The following is a 20,547-nucleotide window of genomic DNA, read 5'->3' as shown; positions in this document are numbered from 1 at the left end:
GCGGCGCATAAAAAAACGGTATTCGCAAAACTTGCGATCGAAAGGGCGAGCGCGATGCCCGCTCCTTTCATGCGAGCGACGAAAAGAGAAGCGAGCGCTATATTGACGGCGAAGTTGAAAATACCCGCAAGCGTCGGAAGCACGGTATTTTTTTGCGCGTAAAACGACGGAGACAAAACGCGGTTTTGCGCGATAAAGACGAGACCTATCATGTGAAAGCGAAATACCGAAAGCGTCATCGCTACCGATTCATCGGTAAAGTTTTTCGTTTTGTAGACGAGCGAAATGATTTCCTTTCCGCAGATAAGCGAATAAAACGTAACCGGAAGCGCTATCAGCGTGATGATTTTTAGGGCGCGGATGAGCAGCGCCGTAAAATCGTCCCAGCGTTTTTTTTGCGCAAGCGCCGACATATCCGGCAAAATAACCGAACCGATCGATACGGCGAATATGCCTAAAATCAATTCCTGCAGCCGAAGCGAATATTGCAGGCTCGCGTATATGCCGATGCCCGCGCGTTTTGCGAGCGTACTCGATACGACGTCGTTTATCTGGTATGCGGCCATACCGACGACGGTTGGAAGCACGAGGAGCATGACGCGTCTCGTACCGGGATTCGTAAACGCGCTTTTAAGCGACGCGAACGAAACGCGCCACTTCGTGCGCAGTACGAAGGGCAGCTGAAAGAGCATTTGCGAAAAGCCGCCTGCGATGACGCCTGCCGCCATAGCTCGCGCGGGGTTCGCCGTATATGGGGCGAGTATGTACGTGAGCGCGATGACGACGGCGTTGAACAAAACGGGAGCGAAGCCCGACGGAGTGAAAACGCCGACGCCGTTTAAGATTCCCTGAAAGAGGGCGGCGACCGAAACGACGGCGAGATAGGGAAACATGATACGCGTGAGAAGCACCGCTTCCGGCATTGTCGCCGCATCCGTGCTGCCGTAAAATACTTTAATGATCGCGGGCGTAAAGATGATGCCCAAAGCGGTGACCGCTCCCGTCAAAAAAGTGACGAGAGTGAGCGTCGATGAGATGAAATCCTGCGTCTTTGTTTTGTCGGCATCCGACGAAATGTCTTCGACGTATGCGCGGAAGGTCGGAATGAAAGCGACGGAAACGCTGTTTTCCGCGAAGAGCCTTCGAAAGAGATTCGGCAGTTGAAATGCGATACCGAATGCGTCCGCTATCGCTCCGGTTCCGAGAAAAGCCGCTTTGGTCATTTCGCGCACGAGGCCGAGTATGCGCGATAAAAGCGTGACGACTGAAAGGCGGATGCCCGACCGTACCAGTGAATGCGATTTTGTTTCCGTCATTTGCTAAGCATAGCGCAAGAAGCGCCGTTTATGCAACGTGCCGCCGCTTATTCACGGTAACGTTTTCAGTACACGGACGGCGATTTTTTCGCTATATTTATTATATAAATGAAATCGAAGCTGTAAGGAGCGGTAACTATGAGTGTCGTCAACGCGAGAAAAATAGGTGTTATAGGATGCGGATTTGTCGGCGCATCGTCGGCGTTCGCATTGATGGAAAGCGGTCTGTATTCGGAAATGGTTTTAATCGATGCGGATCAAAATAAAGCCGAAGGTGAAGCGCTCGATATAAGCCACGGGCTTCCCTTTGCCGGTCCGATGAAAATATATGCGGGCTCATACGACGACATACGAGATGCGTCGATCGTCGTCGTGACGGCGGGCGCGGGGCAAAAGCCGGGAGAGACGCGGCTCGATCTTGTAAAAAAGAACGTTGCGATTTTCAAATCGATTATTCCGGAAATCGCAAAGCGAGATTTTCAGGGCGTACTGCTCATCGTTGCAAATCCCGTCGATATTCTAACGTATACGGCGGCAAAACTTTCGGGTTTGCCGGAAAACCGCGTGTTCGGTTCGGGTACCGTTCTCGATACGGCGCGGCTGAAATATCTTTTGGGCGAACACTTGAGCGTCGACAGCAGAAGCGTCCACGCCTTTATCATCGGTGAACACGGGGACAGTGAGATCGCCGCGTGGAGCTGTGCGAACGTTTCGGGCATCAAGCTCGACCGCTTTTGCGATATGCGCGGTTTTCACGAACACGAAGATTCCATGCGCAGGATCGCCGAAGAAGTTAAAAACAGTGCATACAAAATCATCGAAAAAAAGAAAGCGACGTATTACGGGGTAGCGATGGCGGTCAGGCGCATTTGTCAGGCAATCAGCCGCGACGAAAAATCGATTTTGCCGGTATCGACGATACAGCACGGCACTTTCGGAATCGAAGGGGTTGCACTGAGCATGCCCGCTGTCGTCGGAAAGGACGGTGTCGAAACTCAGGTGCCGCTCGAACTCGACGACAAAGAAAGGGAAGCGCTTTTGCATTCGGCGGAGACTCTCAAAAAAGTCATCGACGAATCGGTGTGCGTGTAATTAAAAGGCGAATTACATTCGCGTTTTTACGCATTCGATAAAGCGCATGATGTTTTCGACCGTGAGCCGAAGATCGTTTTTTGCGCGGGGCTTTGCGCGGGTGTAATCGACTGCGACGCGGTTTATGCTGAAGACTGCCGATACGCCCGTGTCGTACGCTTCTTCGATGTCGTCTCCGATATCGCCGACGACTGCGATGAGCGGTACTCCCGCTTTTTTCGTGCGGCGCGCGATGCCGATGACGACTTTTCCGCGCAGGCTCTGCGTGTCGATTTTTCCTTCGCCCGAAAAAACGCAGTCCGCATCTTTGACGAGTTCGTCGAACTTCACCGTGTCGAGCACCGTTTCGATACCCATCTGCAGCTTTGAACTGAAAAAGACGTTCATGCCGTAGCCCATGCCGCCGGCCGCTCCCGCGCCGGGCATGAGAGAAGCGTCTTTGTGCAGATCCCGCTCGACGATTTCGGCGAGGCGGCGGAGTCCCGAATCGAGGCGTTTAACCGCTTCTTCGTCGGCGCCCTTTTGCGGTCCGAATACGTACGCGGCTCCCGTTTCTCCGTAGAGCGGATTGTCTATGTCGCACATCGTGACGATTTCGATGCCTTTGAGCGAGGGATGCAAACCGGACGAGTCGATGTGTTTGATGTCGCAGAGCGTGCCGCCCGTCGGGATAAATTCTTTTCCCGCTTTATCGATAAACTTTACGCCGCATGCCGCAGCCGCTCCGCAGCCTCCGTCGTTCGTCGCGCTTCCTCCGAGTCCCATGATGAGTTTCGTGCAGCCGTTTTCGATCGCGCGAAGTATGAGAGCGCCCACTCCGAACGTCGTCGTCTTTTCGGGATCGCGCCTGTCTTCGACGAGGGGAAGCCCCGCGCAGGAAGCCATTTCGATGACGCCCGTTTTTCCGTCGGAAAGTTTTCCGTAAAATGCATCCATTTTTTTGAAGTAGGGATCGTCGGCGGATACGGTGATTTTTTTTCCGCCGACTGCGGTGAGAAAGGCGTCGACACTGCCTTCTCCTCCGTCGGCGACGGGGATGCTTACGACATCCGTTTCGGGATAAAATTTTTTTATCGCTTTTTCCATGATACCGCATATCTCTGCGGAACTCATCGTGCCTTTAAATGAATCGGGGATCAGTACGATTTTTTTCATTGCATCGCCTCCTTAGGCGCTGTCCGTTTTTTACGTAAAATTTGCAACGCGCACTGCTGCGCACACAGCCGCATGCGATACCCTTCGCGCGCTTTTGCATACAGTGCCCTATGTGCATCGTCGCATACGATGCCGTACGCCACGGCGGACATCATTTTTTCGGAAACGCTTTTTCGAACTCGTTTAATAATTGTGCCGTTTGAATTGCTCCGTCTATGTCGGTAAGCTTTCCTCTCGTGCGGTAAAAATCGATAAGCGGTTCGGTCTGCTCGCGGTATACGTCCATGCGGTGTAAAATCGATTCCTGCTTATCGTCGTCCCGCTGATAGAGCTCACCGCCGCAGTTGTCGCAGACGCCTTCTTTTTTCGGCGGCAGCGTGAGCACGTTGAAATTCGTTCCGCATTTTTTGCAGACGCGCCGCGTCGAAAGGCGCTTGATGACTTCTTGGTCTTTGATAACGAAATTGACGACCGTTACGTCGTCGCAGATTTTCGTAAACGCTTCAGCCTGCGCGAGGGTGCGCGGAAATCCGTCGAGGATAAAACCGCTTTTCGTATCGTCCGCTTCGAGCCGCTCTTTTACGAGTGCGCACGTGATGTCGTCGCTCACCAAGCCGCCCGAATCGATGATGCTTTTGACTTTTTTCCCGAGTTCCGTTTGATTTTTTATCGCCGCGCGGAAAATATCGCCCGTCGAAATGTGGGGGATTTTGTACTCCTGTGCGACTTTGACGGCGAGAGAGCCTTTGCCCGCTCCGGGCGGTCCTAAAAAGATGAAATTCATAATTACCTCTGTATTTGTTTATACGTTTTATAACAATGTATTTTACCCGCTCGTGTAAAATACGTCTAGGGCTTTGCCGTACATTCCCGAACTTATGCGAGCTTTCTCATCGCTACGTTTCCTCCGATTTTCCTCGCAGCTTGCCTTATCGGTTTTTTCAAAAATATGTTCGCTTGCTCCTTCTTTCTCTTTTCTATATACTCGCGTTATGCAGCTGAATAAAATACGGAATATCGGAATCATGGCGCACATCGACGCGGGCAAAACGACGACGACGGAGCGCATCCTCTATTATACGAAAAAAATTCACAAAATCGGCGAAATCGACGACGGTCAGGCGACGATGGATTTTTTGCCGCAGGAACAGGCGCGCGGCATTACGATTGCGAGTGCGGCGACGACGACCGAATGGCGCGGCTTTCAAATCAATATCATCGATACGCCGGGGCATGTCGATTTTACCGCCGAAGTCGAGCGCTCTCTGCGCGTGCTCGACGGTGCGGTCGCCGTCATCTGTGCGGTCGACGGCGTGCAGCCGCAGACGGAAACGGTGTGGCGTCAGGCGGACACGTTTAAAGTGCCGCGCCTGTGTTTTATGAATAAGATGGATCGCGTCGGCGCCGACTTTTTCGGTTCGATGGAAGACGTACACGAAAAGTTCGGTGTCGAATGCGTCGCTCTCCAGATCCCGATCGGCGAAGGAAGCGATTTCGAAGGCGTCATCGATCTTTTGACGATGAAGGAAATCCGCTGGAACGAAGACGACGACGGAGAAACTTTTTCATTTTCCGATATCGCTCCGGAACGCAAAGAAAAAGCGGACGAATGGCGGGCGAAGCTCGTCGATCAGGTCGCATCGGCCGACGATTTTCTTGCGGAATTATACCTCGAAGGAAAAGAGATAACGACGGAACAGCTGAAAGATGCGATCCGCAAAGAGACGATAGCGCGTGCAATCGTTCCGTTTGTGATGGGAAGCGCCCGCCGCAATCAGGGCGTGCAGCCGCTCATCGATGCACTTATCGATTATCTTCCGGCACCCGATGAAGTGCCGCCCGCCGTCGGTTTGCACATAAAGCGCGATAAAGAAGAAAAAATCGAAGTGCCGTGTAAAGAAAACGGAGCCGCCGTCGGTTTGGTGTTTAAAATTCAGCACGATCCGAATATGGGGCTCCTGTGTTTTGTGCGCATGTATTCGGGAAAAATTGCGAGCGGCACGCAAGTGTATAACGTCAACAAAAAAAAGCGCGAGAGAGTCAACAGAATTTTCAGAATCAATGCGGACAAAGAAGAGCCGATCGACAGTATCGCTGCAGGCGATATCGCAGCGTTTATCGGATTGAAACTCGCGCAGACGGGCGACACGCTCGGCAGCGAGGGGATGCCGGTGCTCCTTGAAAAACCGCAGTTTCCCGAACCGGTCATATCGGTTTCTCTCGAACCCGAATCGCTCGCCGAGCGCGACAGGATGAACGATACGCTTGCGATCCTTTCGCGGGAAGATCCGACGTTTACGTATCACGAAGACGCGGAAACGGGTCAGCTGATAATCAGCGGCATGGGTGAGCTGCACCTCGACGTACTCGTCACGCGCATGCAGGACGATTTTAAAGTGAAGTGCCGCGTGGGCTCTCCGCAAGTGACTTACCGCGAAGCGGTGACCGCAAGCGCGGATGCGAGCGAAAGCTACAGCAAAGTGCTCGGCGGAAAAGAAAATACGGCGGGTATAAAGGTTCACGTCGAAGCGCGTCCTCAAGGAGCCGGAAACTCGTACGCATGTACCGTAAAGAAGGGCGATATCCCCGACGAAATTTTCGAAGCGATGGAAAGCGCGTTCGAAAGCTCTCTCCAATCGGGAATCAAATTCGGTTATCCCTGTACCGATACCGCCGTCACCGTAACCGATGTCGATTACAGCGAATTGACGTCGACGACGTTTGCATTCGAAGCGTGCGCCGCCGCGGTTTTCGACAAAGCGTGTTCGGCCGCAAAACCGGAATTGCTCGAACCCGTTATGGACGTCGATATTTCCTGTCCGAAAGAATTCGTCGGAGACGCGATGAACCAGATGACGAGCCGCGGCGGTATTATACTCGGACAGGATTCGAAGCAGACGGGCGAAATCGTTCACGCGCAGGCACCGATGGCGAAGATGTTCGGCTTTTCGACGAGCCTCCGTTCGGCGACGCAGGGCAGGGCGTCGTTTTCGATGGAGTTCAGTCATTTTCAAGTAAAGCCCGGCGGACTGAACGCGTTTTAAATTGCACGTTTGATGCGGATATATAATGAAACTCCTCTAAAAATTGAATTTTTTTCGAAGCTTTCAATAATTTTTCAATAATTATTAAATAATAAAATCCTTGCGTTTTTCGGGAATCGGCCTTACAATTAACCTCGTAATAATCGGTAAAGGAGATGGTTTTATGAGTTTAATGGATTATTTTGCAATTCATGTTGTTCCGAAAGTGTACAGAGGAAAAGGAGCTTTTCATCCTGCGGAAACAGGGCGATTGACGGAAACGGTAAGCTGCGTAAGAGAGTACGATGTCAATATCTTCTTTATCCGCAAGGGTAACACACTGATCGCAATAGATTCCGGGTACAAAAATCATCATGCTCTCTTGCCGGGGTGTAAAAAAATCGGAATCGATCCTAAAGCGATTCAGGCGCTGTTTCTTACGCATGCGGACCCGGATCATGCAGGCGGCTTGGATATTCGTTGTGAAAATTGTTTTATTAACGCTGAAATTTATCTGGGCGAAATTGAAGAAAATTATCTGACAAATACCGTATACCGTAAAAAAATCGGCCCGTTCGGATTAAAAAATTCCGTAAAAATAAAAGACAATTATCACCTTCTTAAAGACGGCCAATCCGTTTCCGTCGGTGATTTGACGATTCAGCCGTTTTTAGTTCCCGGCCATACGCTCGGGCACTTGATGTATTTAATCGACAACGAACTGCTTTTTACGGGAGACTCCATTGCGCTGAATCAAGACGGCGGATGGTGTTTTTTTGATCTGTTCAACTGCAACAGTGAAATGAATATTAAATCCTTGAAAGCATTAAAGGAAAAACTGGATTTAAATAGAATTAAGTATGTATTTACTTCCCATAACGGATTTACGGATAAAGTGAAGTCTGTCTTTGCGCATGTCGATGTTATTCCGAAATGGAATGAAAAAGGATTTATATTTGATAAAACTGCCCCTTATGATTGTTTTGCCGATTTAAAAAAAATCGATTTAAAAAAAATCGTTTGACAGCGCGTATTTTTTGCCGTATACTTATTTTTATAATATAACCCCAAGGGAGGCCTTTTATGGCAAAAGTTGAACTGAAGGGTGTCGGAAAAGTATACGAAGGCATGACGCGTGCCGTTACCGACGCCAATATCACGGTCGAAGACAAAGAGTTTTGCGTTTTCGTCGGCCCGTCCGGCTGCGGAAAATCGACGACGCTCCGCATGGTTGCGGGTCTTGAAGACATCACCGAAGGCAAGCTGTACATCGACGGCGTGGAGATGAACGATGTTCCGCCGAAAGACCGCGACATCGCTATGGTGTTCCAAAACTATGCGCTGTACCCGCACATGACGGTGTACGACAATATGGCTTTCGGTTTGAAGATCCGCAAAATGGACAAAGCGGAAATCGACCGCCGCGTAAAAGATGCGGCGAAGCAGCTCGACTTGACGCAGTATTTGAACCGTAAGCCGAAAGCGCTTTCCGGCGGTCAGCGCCAGCGCGTCGCAGTCGGCCGCGCGATCGTCCGCAATCCGAAAGTATTCCTCTTCGACGAACCGCTGTCGAACCTCGACGCGAAGCTCCGCGTTACGATGCGCTCCGAACTCGCTTCTTTACACCAGAGGCTGCAGGCGACGATGATCTACGTTACGCACGATCAGATCGAAGCTATGACGCTCGGTACGAAGATCGTCGTTATGAAAGACGGATTTATTCAGCAGATCGGTGCGCCGCTCTATCTGTATAATTCTCCGATCAATAAATTCGTCGCGGGATTTATCGGCACGCCGCCGATGAATTTTATGACGGTCAAAGTCGCCGAAAAAGGCGGCAAGATCGTATGCGACGAAGGTTCGTTCGAAGTCGTTCCGACGGACGCACAGGCGAAAGAGCTTAAAGCTTTCGTCGGCAAAGAAGTGTCGTTCGGCATCCGCCCCGAAGACGTCGCGTTTTCGGAAAAGCCTGCCGCGGCGAACAATATGCAGATGAAGCTTACGAACAAAGAACCGCTCGGCTCGGAAACGCACCTCTATGTCGTTACGAATAAGGGACAAAACCTTATCGTCAAAACGTCGGCAAATGCGGACTTCCGTCTCGGTGATACGCTCAACTTCGTTCCGAATATGGAAAAGGCGAAGTTCTTCTCCAAAGAGGAAGGCGAGCCGAATATCTGCGACAAAGTCGAAAAGAAATGGTAAGCTGATTTGCTGCCGATAAAACCGCCGTAGCGATGCGGCGGTTTTTTATTCGGGTCGTTCAAAAACTTCAGTTTTTTGGCGGCTTCCTTGATTTTTTATTGTATATTGATTTTCCATATCGCAGCATGATCGAAATTATTTTTTCGGGCATACAGAGCCTCTGAAACGGTACGATATTTTCTGCGCTCGGCTATGCGTTGAATCTTGCCAAAAATGCTTTCGTACGCGCTTCTTTCGGACTGTCGATGACGTCTTTCGGCGATCCCTGTTCGACGATGACGCCTCCGTCCATGAATATGATGTGGCTGCACGTGTCGCGTGCGAATGCCATCTCATGGGTGACGACGACCATCGTCATCTTTTCCGCAGCAAGCGTTTTAATAACCGAAAGTATTTCACCGGTCAATTCCGGATCGAGGGCGCTCGTCGGTTCGTCGAACAACAGCACTTCCGGATTGAGCGCGAGTGCACGCGCGATGCCGACTCGCTGCTGCTGTCCTCCCGAAAGTTCGTACGGATAATTCGATATTTTATCGGCGAGTCCCATGCGCGAAAGAAGATCGACGGCAAGAGAATTCGCTTCTTCCGCACTTTTTCCGAGAACGCGGCGGGGAGCGTCTGCGACGTTCTGCAAAACCGAATAGTGCGGAAATAAATTGAAATTCTGAAAGACAAGTCCCGTTTTCAACGCTATCGATCGGAGGGCGGCTTTATCCGCATAGACGCCGTCTTTGACGAGATTTTGCCCGCATATTGAAATGGAGCCGCCGCTTACCGTTTCAAGCTGCGTAATGCAGCGGAGGATTGTCGATTTCCCGCTCCCGGACGGTCCTATGATGCCGAGCACTTCGCCTTTGTGTACGGAAAGCGAAATATTTTTAATAATTTTCGTCGTTCCGAACGACTTCGAAAGATTTTCTATTTTAATAATTTCTTCGCTTTGCAGCATCGTTAATAATCCCTCTGTATGTACGTGTCTTTCGGGCGCACGGTGATGACGACGCGCCTGTTTTGACGCCGGCCTTCTTCGGTATCGTTCGCCGCGGCGGGAAGCATGCCGCCGTAACCGCGGTAGCTGAAAAGCCTATCGGGTATGCCGTATGCGATGAGCGCATGCATGATCGTTTTCGTGCGCTCGATCGAAAGATTCATCTGACCTTCCGGTTTTCCGACATCGGCCGTATGTCCTTCGACGAGTATCGTATAGCCGTCATTGTTTTTAATAATTTCTTTGAGAGATGATGCGATGCGTTCTATGCGCGCTCTTTCCGACGGCAAAAGCTCTGCCGAATCGGGTATGAACTTTACATTTGCGATCGATATGACGATGCCTCTCAGTCCGTCGTCGACCTTCGTGTCGGGGACGCCGCCGTTTGAACCGTTTTGATTTTTTTCGGCATCGCCGCCTCCGGTGATTTCGCGGCGGAGCGTATCGTAGGCGGCGTAGTACGAATCGTCTTTGAGAGGAGAGCTCACATCGTGCACAAGCTCTCCTTTGTCGAGGATGATGACGACTTTGCCCTCTTTTAAAAGCGCGCGGTTTTGCTCTACGGTGAGAATGCGGAGCGCATCACTTTCGCGGATCACGGGATCGGTACGGTTTTTTCCGTATACTTTATACGCTTTGATGTACAGCGGATCGTAGCCTGTGCGTTCGTGATATGTGCGTACGTCGTCCGATTCTCCGTAAAGCACGATGCCGCTCGAGCGTGCCGCATCGTAGGATACCATATCGCGTTCGTAAATCAAATCCATGTTTTCATCCCAAATACGCGGAAAAAAACAAGGAGATGCGGCGCTTTCGACGTATTCGCCGTGGACGGGAAGTTTGCCTCTCGCGTCTATAACGATACCCGAATACGCGCGGGATGCGACCGATTCGATCGGAACGGCAGGCGCGTACGGCGTGCGCTGACGGAGCAGCATGCCGCTTATCGAAGGGATGGAAATCGTATCGGTAAGGGAGAGCGTGAGCTTTCCGCCTTTAAAAACAGGGCTTGTCATTTTTCCGCCGTAGACGATGTCGGTGATTTCTTTCATCGTAAGCGTACCGTCGAGTACCAAATCTCCGAGCTGCTTTGCGTTGTCGACGTACAGCGATAAAAGCGGATCTTTAATCAATGCGGGAAGCTTTACGTACATCGATTCCGATGCGGCGTTTTTGCCTGACGGCAGCGATATGCCGGCTTTTGCCGTATCGAACGAAACGGATGAAACGAACTGCTGTTTTGTCCAATCGATACGGCTTACGGACGTCATCGCCCCGCTTTGCGAGGCGGCGCTCATTATCGAAACGAAACAAATACAGGCGGATACTATAATTTTTTTTTGCATACGCACTCCCATAAAAACTTTTGCAGGAAATATCAATTTCCGAAAAAGTTTTTAGCCGTGCGCGTGCGCGCACACGTTCAATAGTCGAGTTTGCAAAATAAAGCGTATCGTATTCATACGATTTTTATCGAAACGCCACATATACACGTCTTCTGTAAACATCCGTGCAAACTCGAGATAAAAAGCGACGGCGATATTTCAGACGGCGTTTTTTATCGTACCTCTTTAGAAGTATCGGCTTATTTTACCGGTATATAGAGGATTTTTCCGATCCGTAAAACGGCATTCGATTTTACGTTATTCGTATCGCACAGCGCGTCGACCGTCGTACCGAAACGCTTGGCGATGCCCCACAGCGAATCGCCTTCATGTACCGTGTAGCGCATTTGAAAACGGTATGGCTCGATCGCGGCGATTGCGTCTTGAGCTGAGCGCGCCATACCTTCGGGTACGCGGATATGCCATACGTCTGCGGGCGGCGTGATGCCGCGGAAAAGCGCGGAATTGAGGGAAGAAAGCGTGTCCTCATCGATCTTCAATTCGTGAGCAAGCCTCCTCACCGAAATCGAGCCCTTTGTTTCGGCGTAATCGAAACGTCCGGCGCGGGGATTGACGGGCTCGCCCTTTTCGTCTTTTGCCGACGGAAGGGCGACCGCATAGTACGCGGCGTTTTCCGCTGCATCCGCGACGGCGAGGAGCTTCGGTACGTATTGCGCCGTTTGATCGCGCAGCTGTTTGTGTTCCGCCAAATACCAAAAATCTTTGCCGGGATTTTTTGCAAGCGCTCTCGCCATAGCGCCTGCACCGCAGTTGTACGCGGCGATCGCAAGAGGCCAATCGTGAAACATATTGAAGTTTTCCTCGAGCTTTGCGAGCGCCGCGTCGGTCGATTTCCACGGGTCGAGCCGCTCGTCGACAAAATCATTTCTGACGAGGAAAGGCTTTGTGCTGTTCGCCATAAACTGCCAGAGGCCTACCGCTCCGCTCTTCGATTTCGCGTTTGTCGTATAGCCCGATTCGACGACGGGAAGATATTCGAGAACGGATGGCATACCGCGCTCTTTGAGTTTTTCGCGGACGTAGAGCCGGTATTGCTCTCCGTTTTCGAGAACGGAGGAAAGCCACTTGACCGATTTTTCCGAAAGATAATAATCGCGGTATTTTTGTACGGAAGGCCTGTGCGCTCCGGGTATGTCGAGCTCTTTATATGCGACCGAAAGCGGCATTTCCTCTCGTGCGACGGGTTGTACGTCGAAGTCTTCCGTTGTTGCGCCGTTTGAAGTGCGCTCGCTTTCCGGAATTGCGGTATCGTTTGACAGGGAATTTCGACGCTTCAGGGCATCTGCAGTATCGAGCGTTTGTACGAGAGGAAGAGAAGCGAGTTCGTCTTCGAGCGACGCGCGCTCTTGAGAAGCGGCGCCGGATGCGAGCGCAAAAAAGCACGTCGCACACAAAAGAGCGGAGCGGATTATCCGCATCATAAGAGCCGTTCGCCCATATAGATGCCCGCCCATTCCCAGTTGCCGTTTATGTCGGGATCGATCGGAAAATCGACTTTGCGGAAATAGAGGTACCACACCGGGGAATAAGGGCTCCATCCCCTTGTGCGCAGATACGCTTCGTTCGGCGTCGTTCCCGCTTCGAGCGTATCGCTGAACGTAATGCGCTGACCGCGCATATAGACGCGCAGGGAAAATTCCTTTTGCGAGTTCGGATCGTTTTCATCCTGTGTCCACGACATATAGAAGAAATTAATTTTCGAACAATAGCTGTCGAGCGCTCGCCAATCGTAGCGCGTGATCGCGCTTTTGACTGCAGCGACGAGGGCGTCCAGGCTTTCAAACGTCCAGTCCTTCGAAGAATTATTAAAATCGACTAAGCGGCGCGCGTCGCTGTATGCGTTCGGCTCTCCCGCAATCTGTATCGTGGAAGCGTCGCTCTGTTCGAGAAACTGCGCGAAAGAGCGCAGAGCCGCTTCCCATTCGCTGTCTTTTTCGTATTCGAGCGCGCGGCGGTAGTACAATTCCGTAATGCTGACGTCGGACGGAAATCGATTTATCATTTCATTGAAATACGCGATGCGCGTCGAGGATGTTTTGCTTATGCGTATGAGATTTTTTAGACATAAAAAGTGGACGGAACGCCCCTTTACGAGCAGGTCGGAATAATGGCGCAGGATGCGATCGAAATAATATTCCGCAAAGGGTTCCGCACCCATCGAAAGGTATGCGTAACCGGTCATCAAAAGCCAATACGAATTGTATGCGTCGTCCGGATGTTTTTGCACCCAGTCGGTTAAAAATAAAACGGCGGATTGATATTCGTTTTGCGAAAGCATATTGTTTGCGATTTGATTGACAATCGCGTACCGGCTGCCGTTCGGGATATCCTGCTTTTTGAGGAGGGATGTAAGCTGCGCCTGTTCTCTGCGCTTGGGCTCCGCCGTCGACACGGACGAAGGAAACGCAAAAATACACGCGAGCAGAAGGGCGATTCCCGCCGCGTACGAAACCTTTGTCAGCATACGTTTTTTATGCATACGATACTGTAGCACGAGCGGGACTTATTGGCAAGACGCCGTATAAAGTGTATTCTATAAGGTACCATGAAAAGATACAGTATGCGCTTTTACAATATGATCCTCGCTCTGGGGATATTTTTAATTACCGCGGGATTTGTCATGTTTATTCTGTCGCCGGGCGGAACGGACAGCCTGTTTATGACCGCATGGCCCGTCGTCGCCATGGTCTTGGGTGCCGTCTTTTTATATTTTACGCTGTCATTTACGCACAATTCGTTTCACTTTTTTCTCGGTATATTCTGCGCTCTTTCGGGAATTTTTTTCGGTCTCGTAACGAGCGGCGTCATTCCGAACACGCTGCACGAGTGGTGGCCCGCTTCTGTTGTCTTTGCTTCTCTTGCGCTTTTGGCGTCCGGACTTTATAAAGCGCACAAATTGCGCATCGCCTATGCCTTTCCCGCCGCTACGCTGCTTTTGCTCGGTATCGTGTTTTTGCTCTTTTCGTTCCGCGTTATACCCGGCTCTTTTAAAAGTTTCGTTCTCACATTTATCCCGTTTTTTATTATCATTTCCGGCGCTTTCATGGTCGTCCTTTTTTTGCTGCAGCGGAAATACAATCAATTTTACATCGATGAGGAAGAAACCGAAGAAATCGACGAGGATGACGAAGAATTGTTCAACAAAGGATTGTAATCTGTGCGCATTCGTTTTCCGAACGGAATAAAATTAATAATTCTCGTTACGGTGATATGCGCGCTTTGTGCCTCTCCTCTGTGCGCTGCGCCGAAGAAGAAGTCTTCCCGTGCCGATAATGCGCCTGCGGCGGCGGAAAACGCCGTCTCCGGCGACAAGGGGAAGGTGAGTGCGATCGATGTACCCAAGCGGACGCGCCGCACCTATTTTTCCCGTATTGCCCCCGATGTGATGTCCGCCTCCGAAAACGCATCTCCCGATTCCATACGGACTGCCGTATCTCTTTTGCGAAAATCGGGAGCGGATTACACCGAGCCGGAAAAAGTACTTTTGAACGTGCTTTCGGGCATTATGAAAACGGTGTGGCTTTCCGAACGTGCCGATTGGGAAACGCCGCCCGTAAGCGAGGCGACTCCCTATCTCGGAGCGATCGATTCGGCGAAAAACGGTATCTACGATCTAAGCACCGGCAACGTCGATTTTTTTACGCTCGTCCTTCCGTCTCTCGTCGTTGTTAAGGCGGACGATGTTTCTTCTTATGCGGCTGTCGCGGAACAGGCTCTCACGGCTGCCCTTGCGCTTCGTCCGGAGTCCGCGCTTGCGCACTATCTCATCGGCGTGCTGTACGCAAAGACTCGGCGAACGGAGGAAGCGCTCGCTCATTTTTCGCTCGCATCAAAATCCGCGCCTTTATGCAAAGAGATCGCATACGCCGAAGCGGATTGTCTGAAACGGCTCGGGCGGATGCATGAAGCGCAGACGGCAGCGCTCTCGCTTTTGCATCGCTATCCTGCGGATATCGCTGTATTAAAGCTCTGCGCCGAAACTTCGTTCGCGCTTAAGGATTTTTCCGCAGCCGAAGAATACGTCGGTCGCGTGCTCCAGCAGGAACCGAACGATTTGGATTACGTTTTGTTCCGTGCGCGCATTTTAGCAGGGAGAGGCGATTACATCCGTGCGGCTTCTCTCCTCGACGTATACGCGCGGCAGGATACGTCTTCGCGCGCTTACCTTTTGCTCCGCGCCCGCCTTCAGTACGAGTGGAGCAAAAACCTTGCCGCCGCATCAGAAACGATAGAACGCGCGCTTTCGCTGTACCCGAACGATTTGGACGTGCTGCTCTTCGCCGCACGCCTGGCCGCTTCAACGGCCGCTCCGCTTGCGGGTGTGAGCGCCGAAGAATTTGCAAAGCGTGCTCTTGCAATCGATCCTGCAAATACGGAAGCAAAGCGCTATGAGATTGACGGTATGATGCGCAGCGGAAAATGGAAGGGCGCATACGATTCGAGCAAAGCGCTTTTGGCGTCGAAAGATGCGCTTCGAAACGATATTTTTGTGCATATCCGTATCTGCCTCGAACTCGGAAAAAACGATGAAGCGTGGAATCTCATTTCGCCGCTGTACGCCGAAAATCCCGATGACGACGACATACTGCAGTCCTACATCGTTGTGCTGAGCAAAACCGGCCGGAGCGCACAGGCGCTTTCGATTATCAATTCCCGCTTGCCCGCTGCTTCTTCACGTATGCGGAGTTTTTTTTATTATCGAAGGAGTTTTTTAGACGCTTCGCAGGAAGATTCCCTCGCCGATTTGCGTTCGAGCCTCATCGCAAACCCGCGAAACGCGGACGCGCTTTTCAGACTTTATGAAATTTATTACGGGCGGCGCGATTACCGCAAAGCGCAGTATTATCTCAAACAGGTCGTCGCCTTAGACCCGAACAACGCCGAAATGCGGAAACTTAACGAGGAGCTGTCGAAATTAATAAAATGATACGTTTTCATAAAAAAATCTGCGGAACGCTTGCCGCCGTCAAATTGACAATTAACAATTTTTTTGCGGTAAAGATCACCGTTTTAAAATCGAAAATCAAAAACTTTTTTGAGACGATCGAAAAAAATATTTTTCGTAATAAAAAAATGCGGGCGATTCTTTTTGCGCTCGCATCGCTCTTTTTTATCGTGCTTATCGTTCGGGCATTCCGTCCCGTGAAACTTTTTGTCCGCGTGTCCGATGCGCTGTATGAGTCGTATAAAGCGGAATTTGAAGCGGCGCAAAGCGATAAGTCTTCGTTCCGCTTTATAAAAGAAAGCGAAAACATGCGCCCCTCGTTTTTCGGTGCCGTTTCCGTTACGATAGGGCGCATTTCGGAAAGGACAGAAGTGCCGATCGCAAAAGAAAAGCGGGGAGAAAACGAAGTTTATTATCTTTTGTCGGAAACGGAACTGCTCCCTTCGGTAAAAGCGGATTTTGCAAGCGACGGAACGCCGCAAGCATCGCTTCTTTCTCCCGATGCGAGCGTTTCGTTTTCCGAGGCGGCTTCAATGCCCGAAGGCAATCGCGCGCTTCCCGTTGACGGCGTCTATGCCGGAAGCGAGGGCTATGCACTTTCCGTAAAGCGCTATGCCGTGTGCGTCTCATACGATAAAAGATATGCGGAAAAACTCTCCGCACTCTGCGAAGCCGTCTTTGCGCCGAAAAGCGCATCCGCATGCAAAACGATTTTCGTTGCAAGCGTCGGCGATATCATGGTTGCGCGCGGCGTACAGGACATTTTGATCGGTCGTCCGGACGGTCTCGAAACGGTGTTCGGAAATACGCTTTCGGTTTTGCAAAAAAACGATATTACGATCGGAAACCTCGAAGGCGTCGTAACGTCTTCAAAAAACAATGCGGTAAAAACCTATACCTTCCGTTTCGACGAAAGAGTGCTGCCGCACTTAAAAGACGCGGGATTCGATTATCTCATGCAGGCGAATAATCACGCTTACGATTTCGGAGAAGAAGGTTTTAAGGACACGCTCGCCGCTTTTGAAAAGTACGGCATACCGACAAGCGGAGCGGGACGCAATGCGGATGAGGCGAAAAAGTTTTATCATAAAACCGTCGGAGACACAACGTTCGCGATCATTTCGTGCGGCGCCTTTCCCGTCGAACGCTCGGGCTTTAACGGCAAAACGATTGCAACTGCGACCGACACGAGGGCGGGCATTTTGTGGCAGAGCGACGAGCTTTTGGAGAGCGTCAGAAAAGAAAAAGCTGCAGGCGCTTTCGTCATCGTAAACGTGCACGGCGGAGAAGAGTACCGCTTTACGCCGACACAAAGCCAGCGCCGCTTTTATGAAGCTTTGTGCAGCGCGGGCGCCGACGTCGTATTCGGAAGCCATCCGCACGTCCTCCAGAGCGTCGAATGGTACGGCAAAAGCCTCATCGTCTACAGCCTCGGAAATTTTTTATTCAACGGCATGGAAGGAATGCCGGGCGCGACCGAAAGCGAAATCGTGAGGCTCGGAATCGTAGATAAACGCATCGCTTACTGCGAAATCTATAAAGCGGAACTCAAAGGAAAAACGGTTACGCTCAAGCGGCGCACAGATGCGGTAAAGTGAAAATTAATAAAAGTCTGAATGCCGGGTTCGAACGTATTTTAAAATAAAGGTATGCTTTCGGCGAAAATGACCGTCGTACAATCGCCGAAAGCGTTTTGCGATTATCAAATACGCGCCGCGTTTTTCGGCTTTATCGCTTTATGAGCAGTTCTGCGTACGCTTTGAGGTTCGCTTCCATTTTATCTTCGAGCACTGCGTTCGCAAGTTTTTTGCCGAGCTGTACGCCTTCCTGATCGAAACTATTGATATTCCATAAAAATCCTTGGAACATCACTTTGTTTTCGTAGTGCGAAAGGAGCGCACCGAGCGCTTCGGGCGTGAGTTTTTCGCCGTAGATGATGCTCGACGGCCGCTCTCCTGCAAAATATTTATTCGGATCATCGTCGTCTTTGCCGCATGCAAACGCGATGATCTGTGCGGCGACGTTCGCGCCGAGTTTTTTTTGGCTCGTCGAACCTTTGACCACGATGTCTTTGCCGGCTTGGCTTTCTTTGAAAGCGATAAACTGGAGCGGTACGATATTCGTTCCCTGATGCAAAAGCTGATAAAACGAATGCTGTCCGTTCGTACCCGGTTCTCCGAATATGACGGGCCCCGTCACATAATTGATTTTTTTGCCGAAGCGGTTGACGCTTTTACCGTTCGATTCCATATCGAGCTGCTGCAAGTGAGCGGGAAAGCGCACGAGCGCCTGCGAATAAGGGAGCACCGCCGTCATCGGATAGCCCTGCACGTTACGCTCGTACACTCCGATGAGCGCGTCCATGAGAGCTGCGTTTTTTGAGAGGTCGGTTTCCGTTGCAAGCTTGTCTTCCGCCGCCATGCCTTTAAGAATTTTTTCGAATACGTCAGAGCCGAATGCGAGGCTCAGCACGGCTCCTCCGACGGCGCTCGACGACGAATAGCGCCCGCCGATATAATCATCCATGAAAAATGCCGCAAGAAAATCCCTGCTCTTTGCAAGCGGACTCATTTCGCTCGTTACGGCGATCATGTGTTTTGCCGGATCGCAGCCGGCTTTTTTAATAAAATCGGCGACGAACATTTGATTCGTAAGCGTTTCAAGGGTCGTACCGCTTTTCGAAACGAGGATAAAAATCGTACGGGAAGGATCGAGAGAAGCGATGACGGCAGCTCCGTCGTCGGGATCGACGTTCGAAATAAAATGCGCTTTCATTTTGAGCTTGCCGTTCGCCGTCGCCCAATTTTCGAGGGCGAGGTAGAGCGCTCTCGGCCCCAAATCGCTTCCGCCGATGCCGATTTGGCACACCGCCGTATAAGGCTCGCCTTTTTCATTTACGAGTTTTCCCGAATGCACTCGCTCGGCGAAGTCCGCGATCGCCTTTTGCTGTGCGGTGTAAAAATCGCGCTTGTTTACGTTTCCGTCGAATACGTCTTTGCCGAGCCTGCCCCTCGTCAAGTGATGGAGCACCATGCGCCCCTCTCCCGTGTTGACGACTTCTCCGTTGTAGAGCGCGGCAAACTTTTCGATGAGCGATGCCTCTTTGACAAGCGACTTGAAAATCGAAAGAATTTGCCGGTTGACTTCTTTTGCCGCGTAGTTATATGTGAGACCCGAACTCATCGGGATCGAAAAGTCCGCGATGCGCTTTGCACCCGCCGCTCCTTTCAAAGCGGTTTTAACGGAAACGGCTCCTTTCAGCGAAAGAAGTTTTTTGTAGCTTTCCAGTTTGTTGAGATTGCACCATTCGACAGTTTTCATAAAATACCTCGGAATCGATACGATAAAATGTGAAGCGTTTGCAAAACGGCTGTGCGCCTGCGCTTATGCGCATTACTTTAACAAAAATACGGAAAAAAAGATAGTCGAGTACAGAGTCGATGCTCTTGTTCGAAGCGGAGGGATATAGGTTTTCAATGCTGAAGTCGTAAATGCAGATACCCGCCGCAAAGAATTTCGCAAAACCGTATATTTATGCAATATTACAGTATCGAAAATTAATAATTTTTGTTGCAAATTTGCAAAAAAATGCGGAAAATCGACCTGTTTTGAGAGGTTCCGGATGATTTTTATCGAATGATGTGATTGTATAAATATGCGATGTTGTAACATATTTATGTGGGTGGGTGCGGTGCTTTCGTGCGCAAGGCGTATCTGTTAAATCTCTTCTAGGGGATATGAAGATTTATTCGTTGTACAATTTTAAAGAACGATCAAAGACTGCAATAGCAGCGATTATTTATTTTCTCGGGGAAAAAAGTTTGAGTTGAGGAATAGCCGTTTGCATCAGTTTAAAATGTTTATCGTTTGTCCAAACCTCGCAATCATATTTTATTGCAAGAAACGCAATCATAGCATCTTGAAACGGAACAACAAGTCCATGCTTCTTAAGTGTTATAAACTGTTTTGCAAGTGCAACCCAATCATTTTCTGCAAAATTCAAATAATAAAAATCTGCAAGGGACATTTGTATTTGTGCAAAATCATCAGCCGATTGACTCCCGCGTAAAAGCTCCGTTTTGATGACACCGCAAATTGCAATATCATTTTCTGAAAATATTTTTCAGCAGCGACCGCAGGCTTATTCCAAAAATCTATGATAATAGTTGTATCTGCCAAAATCATATCAAGCTCGCCTCCCTTAATTCGGTAACTGTGTCTTGATCAAGGTGAATTTTCCCAGCTAATGCAAAAAAGGCTTGTTTGTTTTTGGATTTTATTTGCTCGGCATGATTTCCCATGAAATCACCTTGCTCCGCTTCAAGCAGTTTGATAAAAGCCGAAACCGGCGCTAATAGCGATTCCGGCAGCATTTTTACTTGTTCAATAACTGTTTCGTAAGACATTGGGGATGGCC

17 protein-coding genes are annotated in these 20,547 nt (G+C 50.4%); 7 read left to right on the top strand and 10 right to left on the bottom strand.

The annotated features are described in order from the left end of the window. Positions 1-1,316 (bottom strand): murein biosynthesis integral membrane protein MurJ (murJ, locus tag H9I36_RS07830; RefSeq protein WP_187384908.1); only part of this gene is annotated, 1,316 nt, incomplete at its 3' end. A 138-nt stretch (positions 1,317-1,454) separates the two neighbouring features. Here murJ and H9I36_RS07825 point away from each other — a divergent pair. Continuing rightward, a complete protein-coding gene (locus H9I36_RS07825; protein WP_187384811.1) occupies positions 1,455-2,408 on the top strand; it encodes an L-lactate dehydrogenase in 954 nt (317 codons plus the stop codon). A gap of 12 nt (positions 2,409-2,420) precedes the next feature. On the opposite strand, the gene H9I36_RS07820 is transcribed toward H9I36_RS07825, so the two are convergent. Together H9I36_RS07820 and H9I36_RS07815 are read right to left on the bottom strand one after the other, a co-directional pair. Further along, positions 2,421-3,563 carry a glycerate kinase family protein gene (locus H9I36_RS07820; RefSeq protein ID WP_187384810.1) on the bottom strand — a complete coding sequence of 381 codons (1,143 nt, stop codon included), beginning with the start codon at positions 3,561-3,563 and terminating at the stop codon, positions 2,421-2,423. Positions 3,564-3,714: 151 nt separating this feature from the next. Next, complete coding sequence (locus tag H9I36_RS07815) at positions 3,715-4,347, bottom strand: adenylate kinase (protein WP_187384809.1); 633 nt, start codon at positions 4,345-4,347, stop codon at positions 3,715-3,717. Between the two features lie 208 nt (positions 4,348-4,555). On the opposite strand from H9I36_RS07815, the gene fusA reads away from it, so the two are divergent. The 3 genes from fusA (at position 4,556) to H9I36_RS07800 (ending at position 8,791) form a co-directional block, all read left to right on the top strand. Continuing rightward, complete coding sequence (fusA, locus tag H9I36_RS07810) at positions 4,556-6,607, top strand: elongation factor G (RefSeq protein WP_187384808.1); 2,052 nt, start codon at positions 4,556-4,558, stop codon at positions 6,605-6,607. Between the two features lie 163 nt (positions 6,608-6,770). Next, positions 6,771-7,610: an MBL fold metallo-hydrolase gene (locus tag H9I36_RS07805; RefSeq protein ID WP_187384807.1), complete on the top strand. Its 840-nt coding sequence runs from the start codon at positions 6,771-6,773 to the stop codon at positions 7,608-7,610. A gap of 59 nt (positions 7,611-7,669) precedes the next feature. Then, the gene (locus tag H9I36_RS07800; RefSeq protein ID WP_187384806.1) at positions 7,670-8,791 is read left to right on the top strand and encodes an ABC transporter ATP-binding protein; all 1,122 of its coding nucleotides are present in this window, start codon (positions 7,670-7,672) and stop codon (positions 8,789-8,791) included. A gap of 190 nt (positions 8,792-8,981) precedes the next feature. Here the strand turns inward: H9I36_RS07800 and H9I36_RS07795 are convergent, their stop codons facing one another. The 4 genes from H9I36_RS07795 to H9I36_RS07780 all read right to left on the bottom strand — a co-directional run bounded on the left by H9I36_RS07795 (position 8,982) and on the right by H9I36_RS07780 (position 13,664). Continuing rightward, complete coding sequence (locus tag H9I36_RS07795; protein WP_222864666.1) at positions 8,982-9,740, bottom strand: amino acid ABC transporter ATP-binding protein; 759 nt, start codon at positions 9,738-9,740, stop codon at positions 8,982-8,984. Between the two features lie 2 nt (positions 9,741-9,742). Next, positions 9,743-11,125, bottom strand: a complete 1,383-nt coding sequence (locus H9I36_RS07790) for an OmpA family protein (RefSeq protein WP_187384805.1) — start codon at positions 11,123-11,125, stop codon at positions 9,743-9,745. Positions 11,126-11,364: 239 nt separating this feature from the next. Next, positions 11,365-12,606 carry a lytic transglycosylase domain-containing protein gene (locus tag H9I36_RS07785; protein WP_187384804.1) on the bottom strand — a complete coding sequence of 414 codons (1,242 nt, stop codon included), beginning with the start codon at positions 12,604-12,606 and terminating at the stop codon, positions 11,365-11,367. Next, entirely contained in the window at positions 12,603-13,664 is a 1,062-nt protein-coding gene (locus H9I36_RS07780; protein ID WP_255422704.1) for a tetratricopeptide repeat protein, read from the bottom strand. Before H9I36_RS07780 ends, H9I36_RS07785 begins: the two co-directional genes overlap by 4 nt. A gap of 66 nt (positions 13,665-13,730) precedes the next feature. Here H9I36_RS07780 and H9I36_RS07775 point away from each other — a divergent pair, with 66 nt between their 5' ends. The 3 genes from H9I36_RS07775 to H9I36_RS07765 are packed head-to-tail and all read left to right on the top strand — an operon-like array spanning position 13,731 to position 17,728. After that, the gene (locus H9I36_RS07775) at positions 13,731-14,339 is read left to right on the top strand and encodes a hypothetical protein (protein ID WP_187384803.1); all 609 of its coding nucleotides are present in this window, start codon (positions 13,731-13,733) and stop codon (positions 14,337-14,339) included. Positions 14,340-14,342: 3 nt separating this feature from the next. Further along, on the top strand, positions 14,343-16,112 hold the full coding sequence (locus H9I36_RS07770) for a tetratricopeptide repeat protein (protein WP_187384802.1): 1,770 nt from the start codon (positions 14,343-14,345) through the stop codon (positions 16,110-16,112). Further along, a complete protein-coding gene (locus H9I36_RS07765; protein ID WP_187384801.1) occupies positions 16,109-17,728 on the top strand; it encodes a CapA family protein in 1,620 nt (539 codons plus the stop codon). The genes H9I36_RS07770 and H9I36_RS07765 overlap by 4 nt, the downstream gene beginning before the upstream one ends. Positions 17,729-17,858: 130 nt before the next feature. On the opposite strand, the gene H9I36_RS07760 is transcribed toward H9I36_RS07765, so the two are convergent. The 3 genes from H9I36_RS07760 to H9I36_RS07750 all read right to left on the bottom strand — a co-directional run bounded on the left by H9I36_RS07760 (position 17,859) and on the right by H9I36_RS07750 (position 20,536). Continuing rightward, entirely contained in the window at positions 17,859-19,451 is a 1,593-nt protein-coding gene (locus H9I36_RS07760; protein WP_187384800.1) for a glucose-6-phosphate isomerase, read from the bottom strand. 478 nt (positions 19,452-19,929) lie between these two features. Then, on the bottom strand, positions 19,930-20,214 hold the full coding sequence (locus H9I36_RS12925) for a PIN domain-containing protein (protein ID WP_370586962.1): 285 nt from the start codon (positions 20,212-20,214) through the stop codon (positions 19,930-19,932). Between the two features lie 97 nt (positions 20,215-20,311). Next, positions 20,312-20,536 (bottom strand): hypothetical protein, encoded by a 225-nt coding sequence (locus H9I36_RS07750; RefSeq protein ID WP_187384799.1) that lies wholly within the window; start codon positions 20,534-20,536, stop codon positions 20,312-20,314. Between the last annotated feature and the right edge of the window lie 11 nt (positions 20,537-20,547).

Source organism: Treponema sp. Marseille-Q4130 (assembly GCF_014334325.1).
GTDB lineage: Bacteria > Spirochaetota > Spirochaetia > Treponematales > Treponemataceae > Treponema_D.
The sequence above is the reverse complement of the archived record's forward strand: the minus strand, read 5'-3'. Positions and strand labels throughout refer to the sequence as shown.

Coding starts and splice junctions, on each gene's coding strand:
- H9I36_RS07760 (WP_187384800.1), bottom strand. CDS start 19,451: ATGAAAACTGTCGAATGGTGCAATCTCAACAAACTGGAAAGCTACAAA.
- H9I36_RS07775 (WP_187384803.1), top strand. CDS start 13,731: ATGAAAAGATACAGTATGCGCTTTTACAATATGATCCTCGCTCTGGGG.
- H9I36_RS07800 (WP_187384806.1), top strand. CDS start 7,670: ATGGCAAAAGTTGAACTGAAGGGTGTCGGAAAAGTATACGAAGGCATG.
- H9I36_RS07765 (WP_187384801.1), top strand. CDS start 16,109: ATGATACGTTTTCATAAAAAAATCTGCGGAACGCTTGCCGCCGTCAAA.
- H9I36_RS07780 (WP_255422704.1), bottom strand. CDS start 13,664: ATGCATAAAAAACGTATGCTGACAAAGGTTTCGTACGCGGCGGGAATC.
- H9I36_RS07805 (WP_187384807.1), top strand. CDS start 6,771: ATGAGTTTAATGGATTATTTTGCAATTCATGTTGTTCCGAAAGTGTAC.
- H9I36_RS07795 (WP_222864666.1), bottom strand. CDS start 9,740: ATGCTGCAAAGCGAAGAAATTATTAAAATAGAAAATCTTTCGAAGTCG.
- H9I36_RS07815 (WP_187384809.1), bottom strand. CDS start 4,347: ATGAATTTCATCTTTTTAGGACCGCCCGGAGCGGGCAAAGGCTCTCTC.
- H9I36_RS07785 (WP_187384804.1), bottom strand. CDS start 12,606: ATGATGCGGATAATCCGCTCCGCTCTTTTGTGTGCGACGTGCTTTTTT.
- H9I36_RS07820 (WP_187384810.1), bottom strand. CDS start 3,563: ATGAAAAAAATCGTACTGATCCCCGATTCATTTAAAGGCACGATGAGT.
- H9I36_RS07750 (WP_187384799.1), bottom strand. CDS start 20,536: ATGTCTTACGAAACAGTTATTGAACAAGTAAAAATGCTGCCGGAATCG.
- fusA (WP_187384808.1), top strand. CDS start 4,556: ATGCAGCTGAATAAAATACGGAATATCGGAATCATGGCGCACATCGAC.
- H9I36_RS07790 (WP_187384805.1), bottom strand. CDS start 11,125: ATGCAAAAAAAAATTATAGTATCCGCCTGTATTTGTTTCGTTTCGATA.
- H9I36_RS07825 (WP_187384811.1), top strand. CDS start 1,455: ATGAGTGTCGTCAACGCGAGAAAAATAGGTGTTATAGGATGCGGATTT.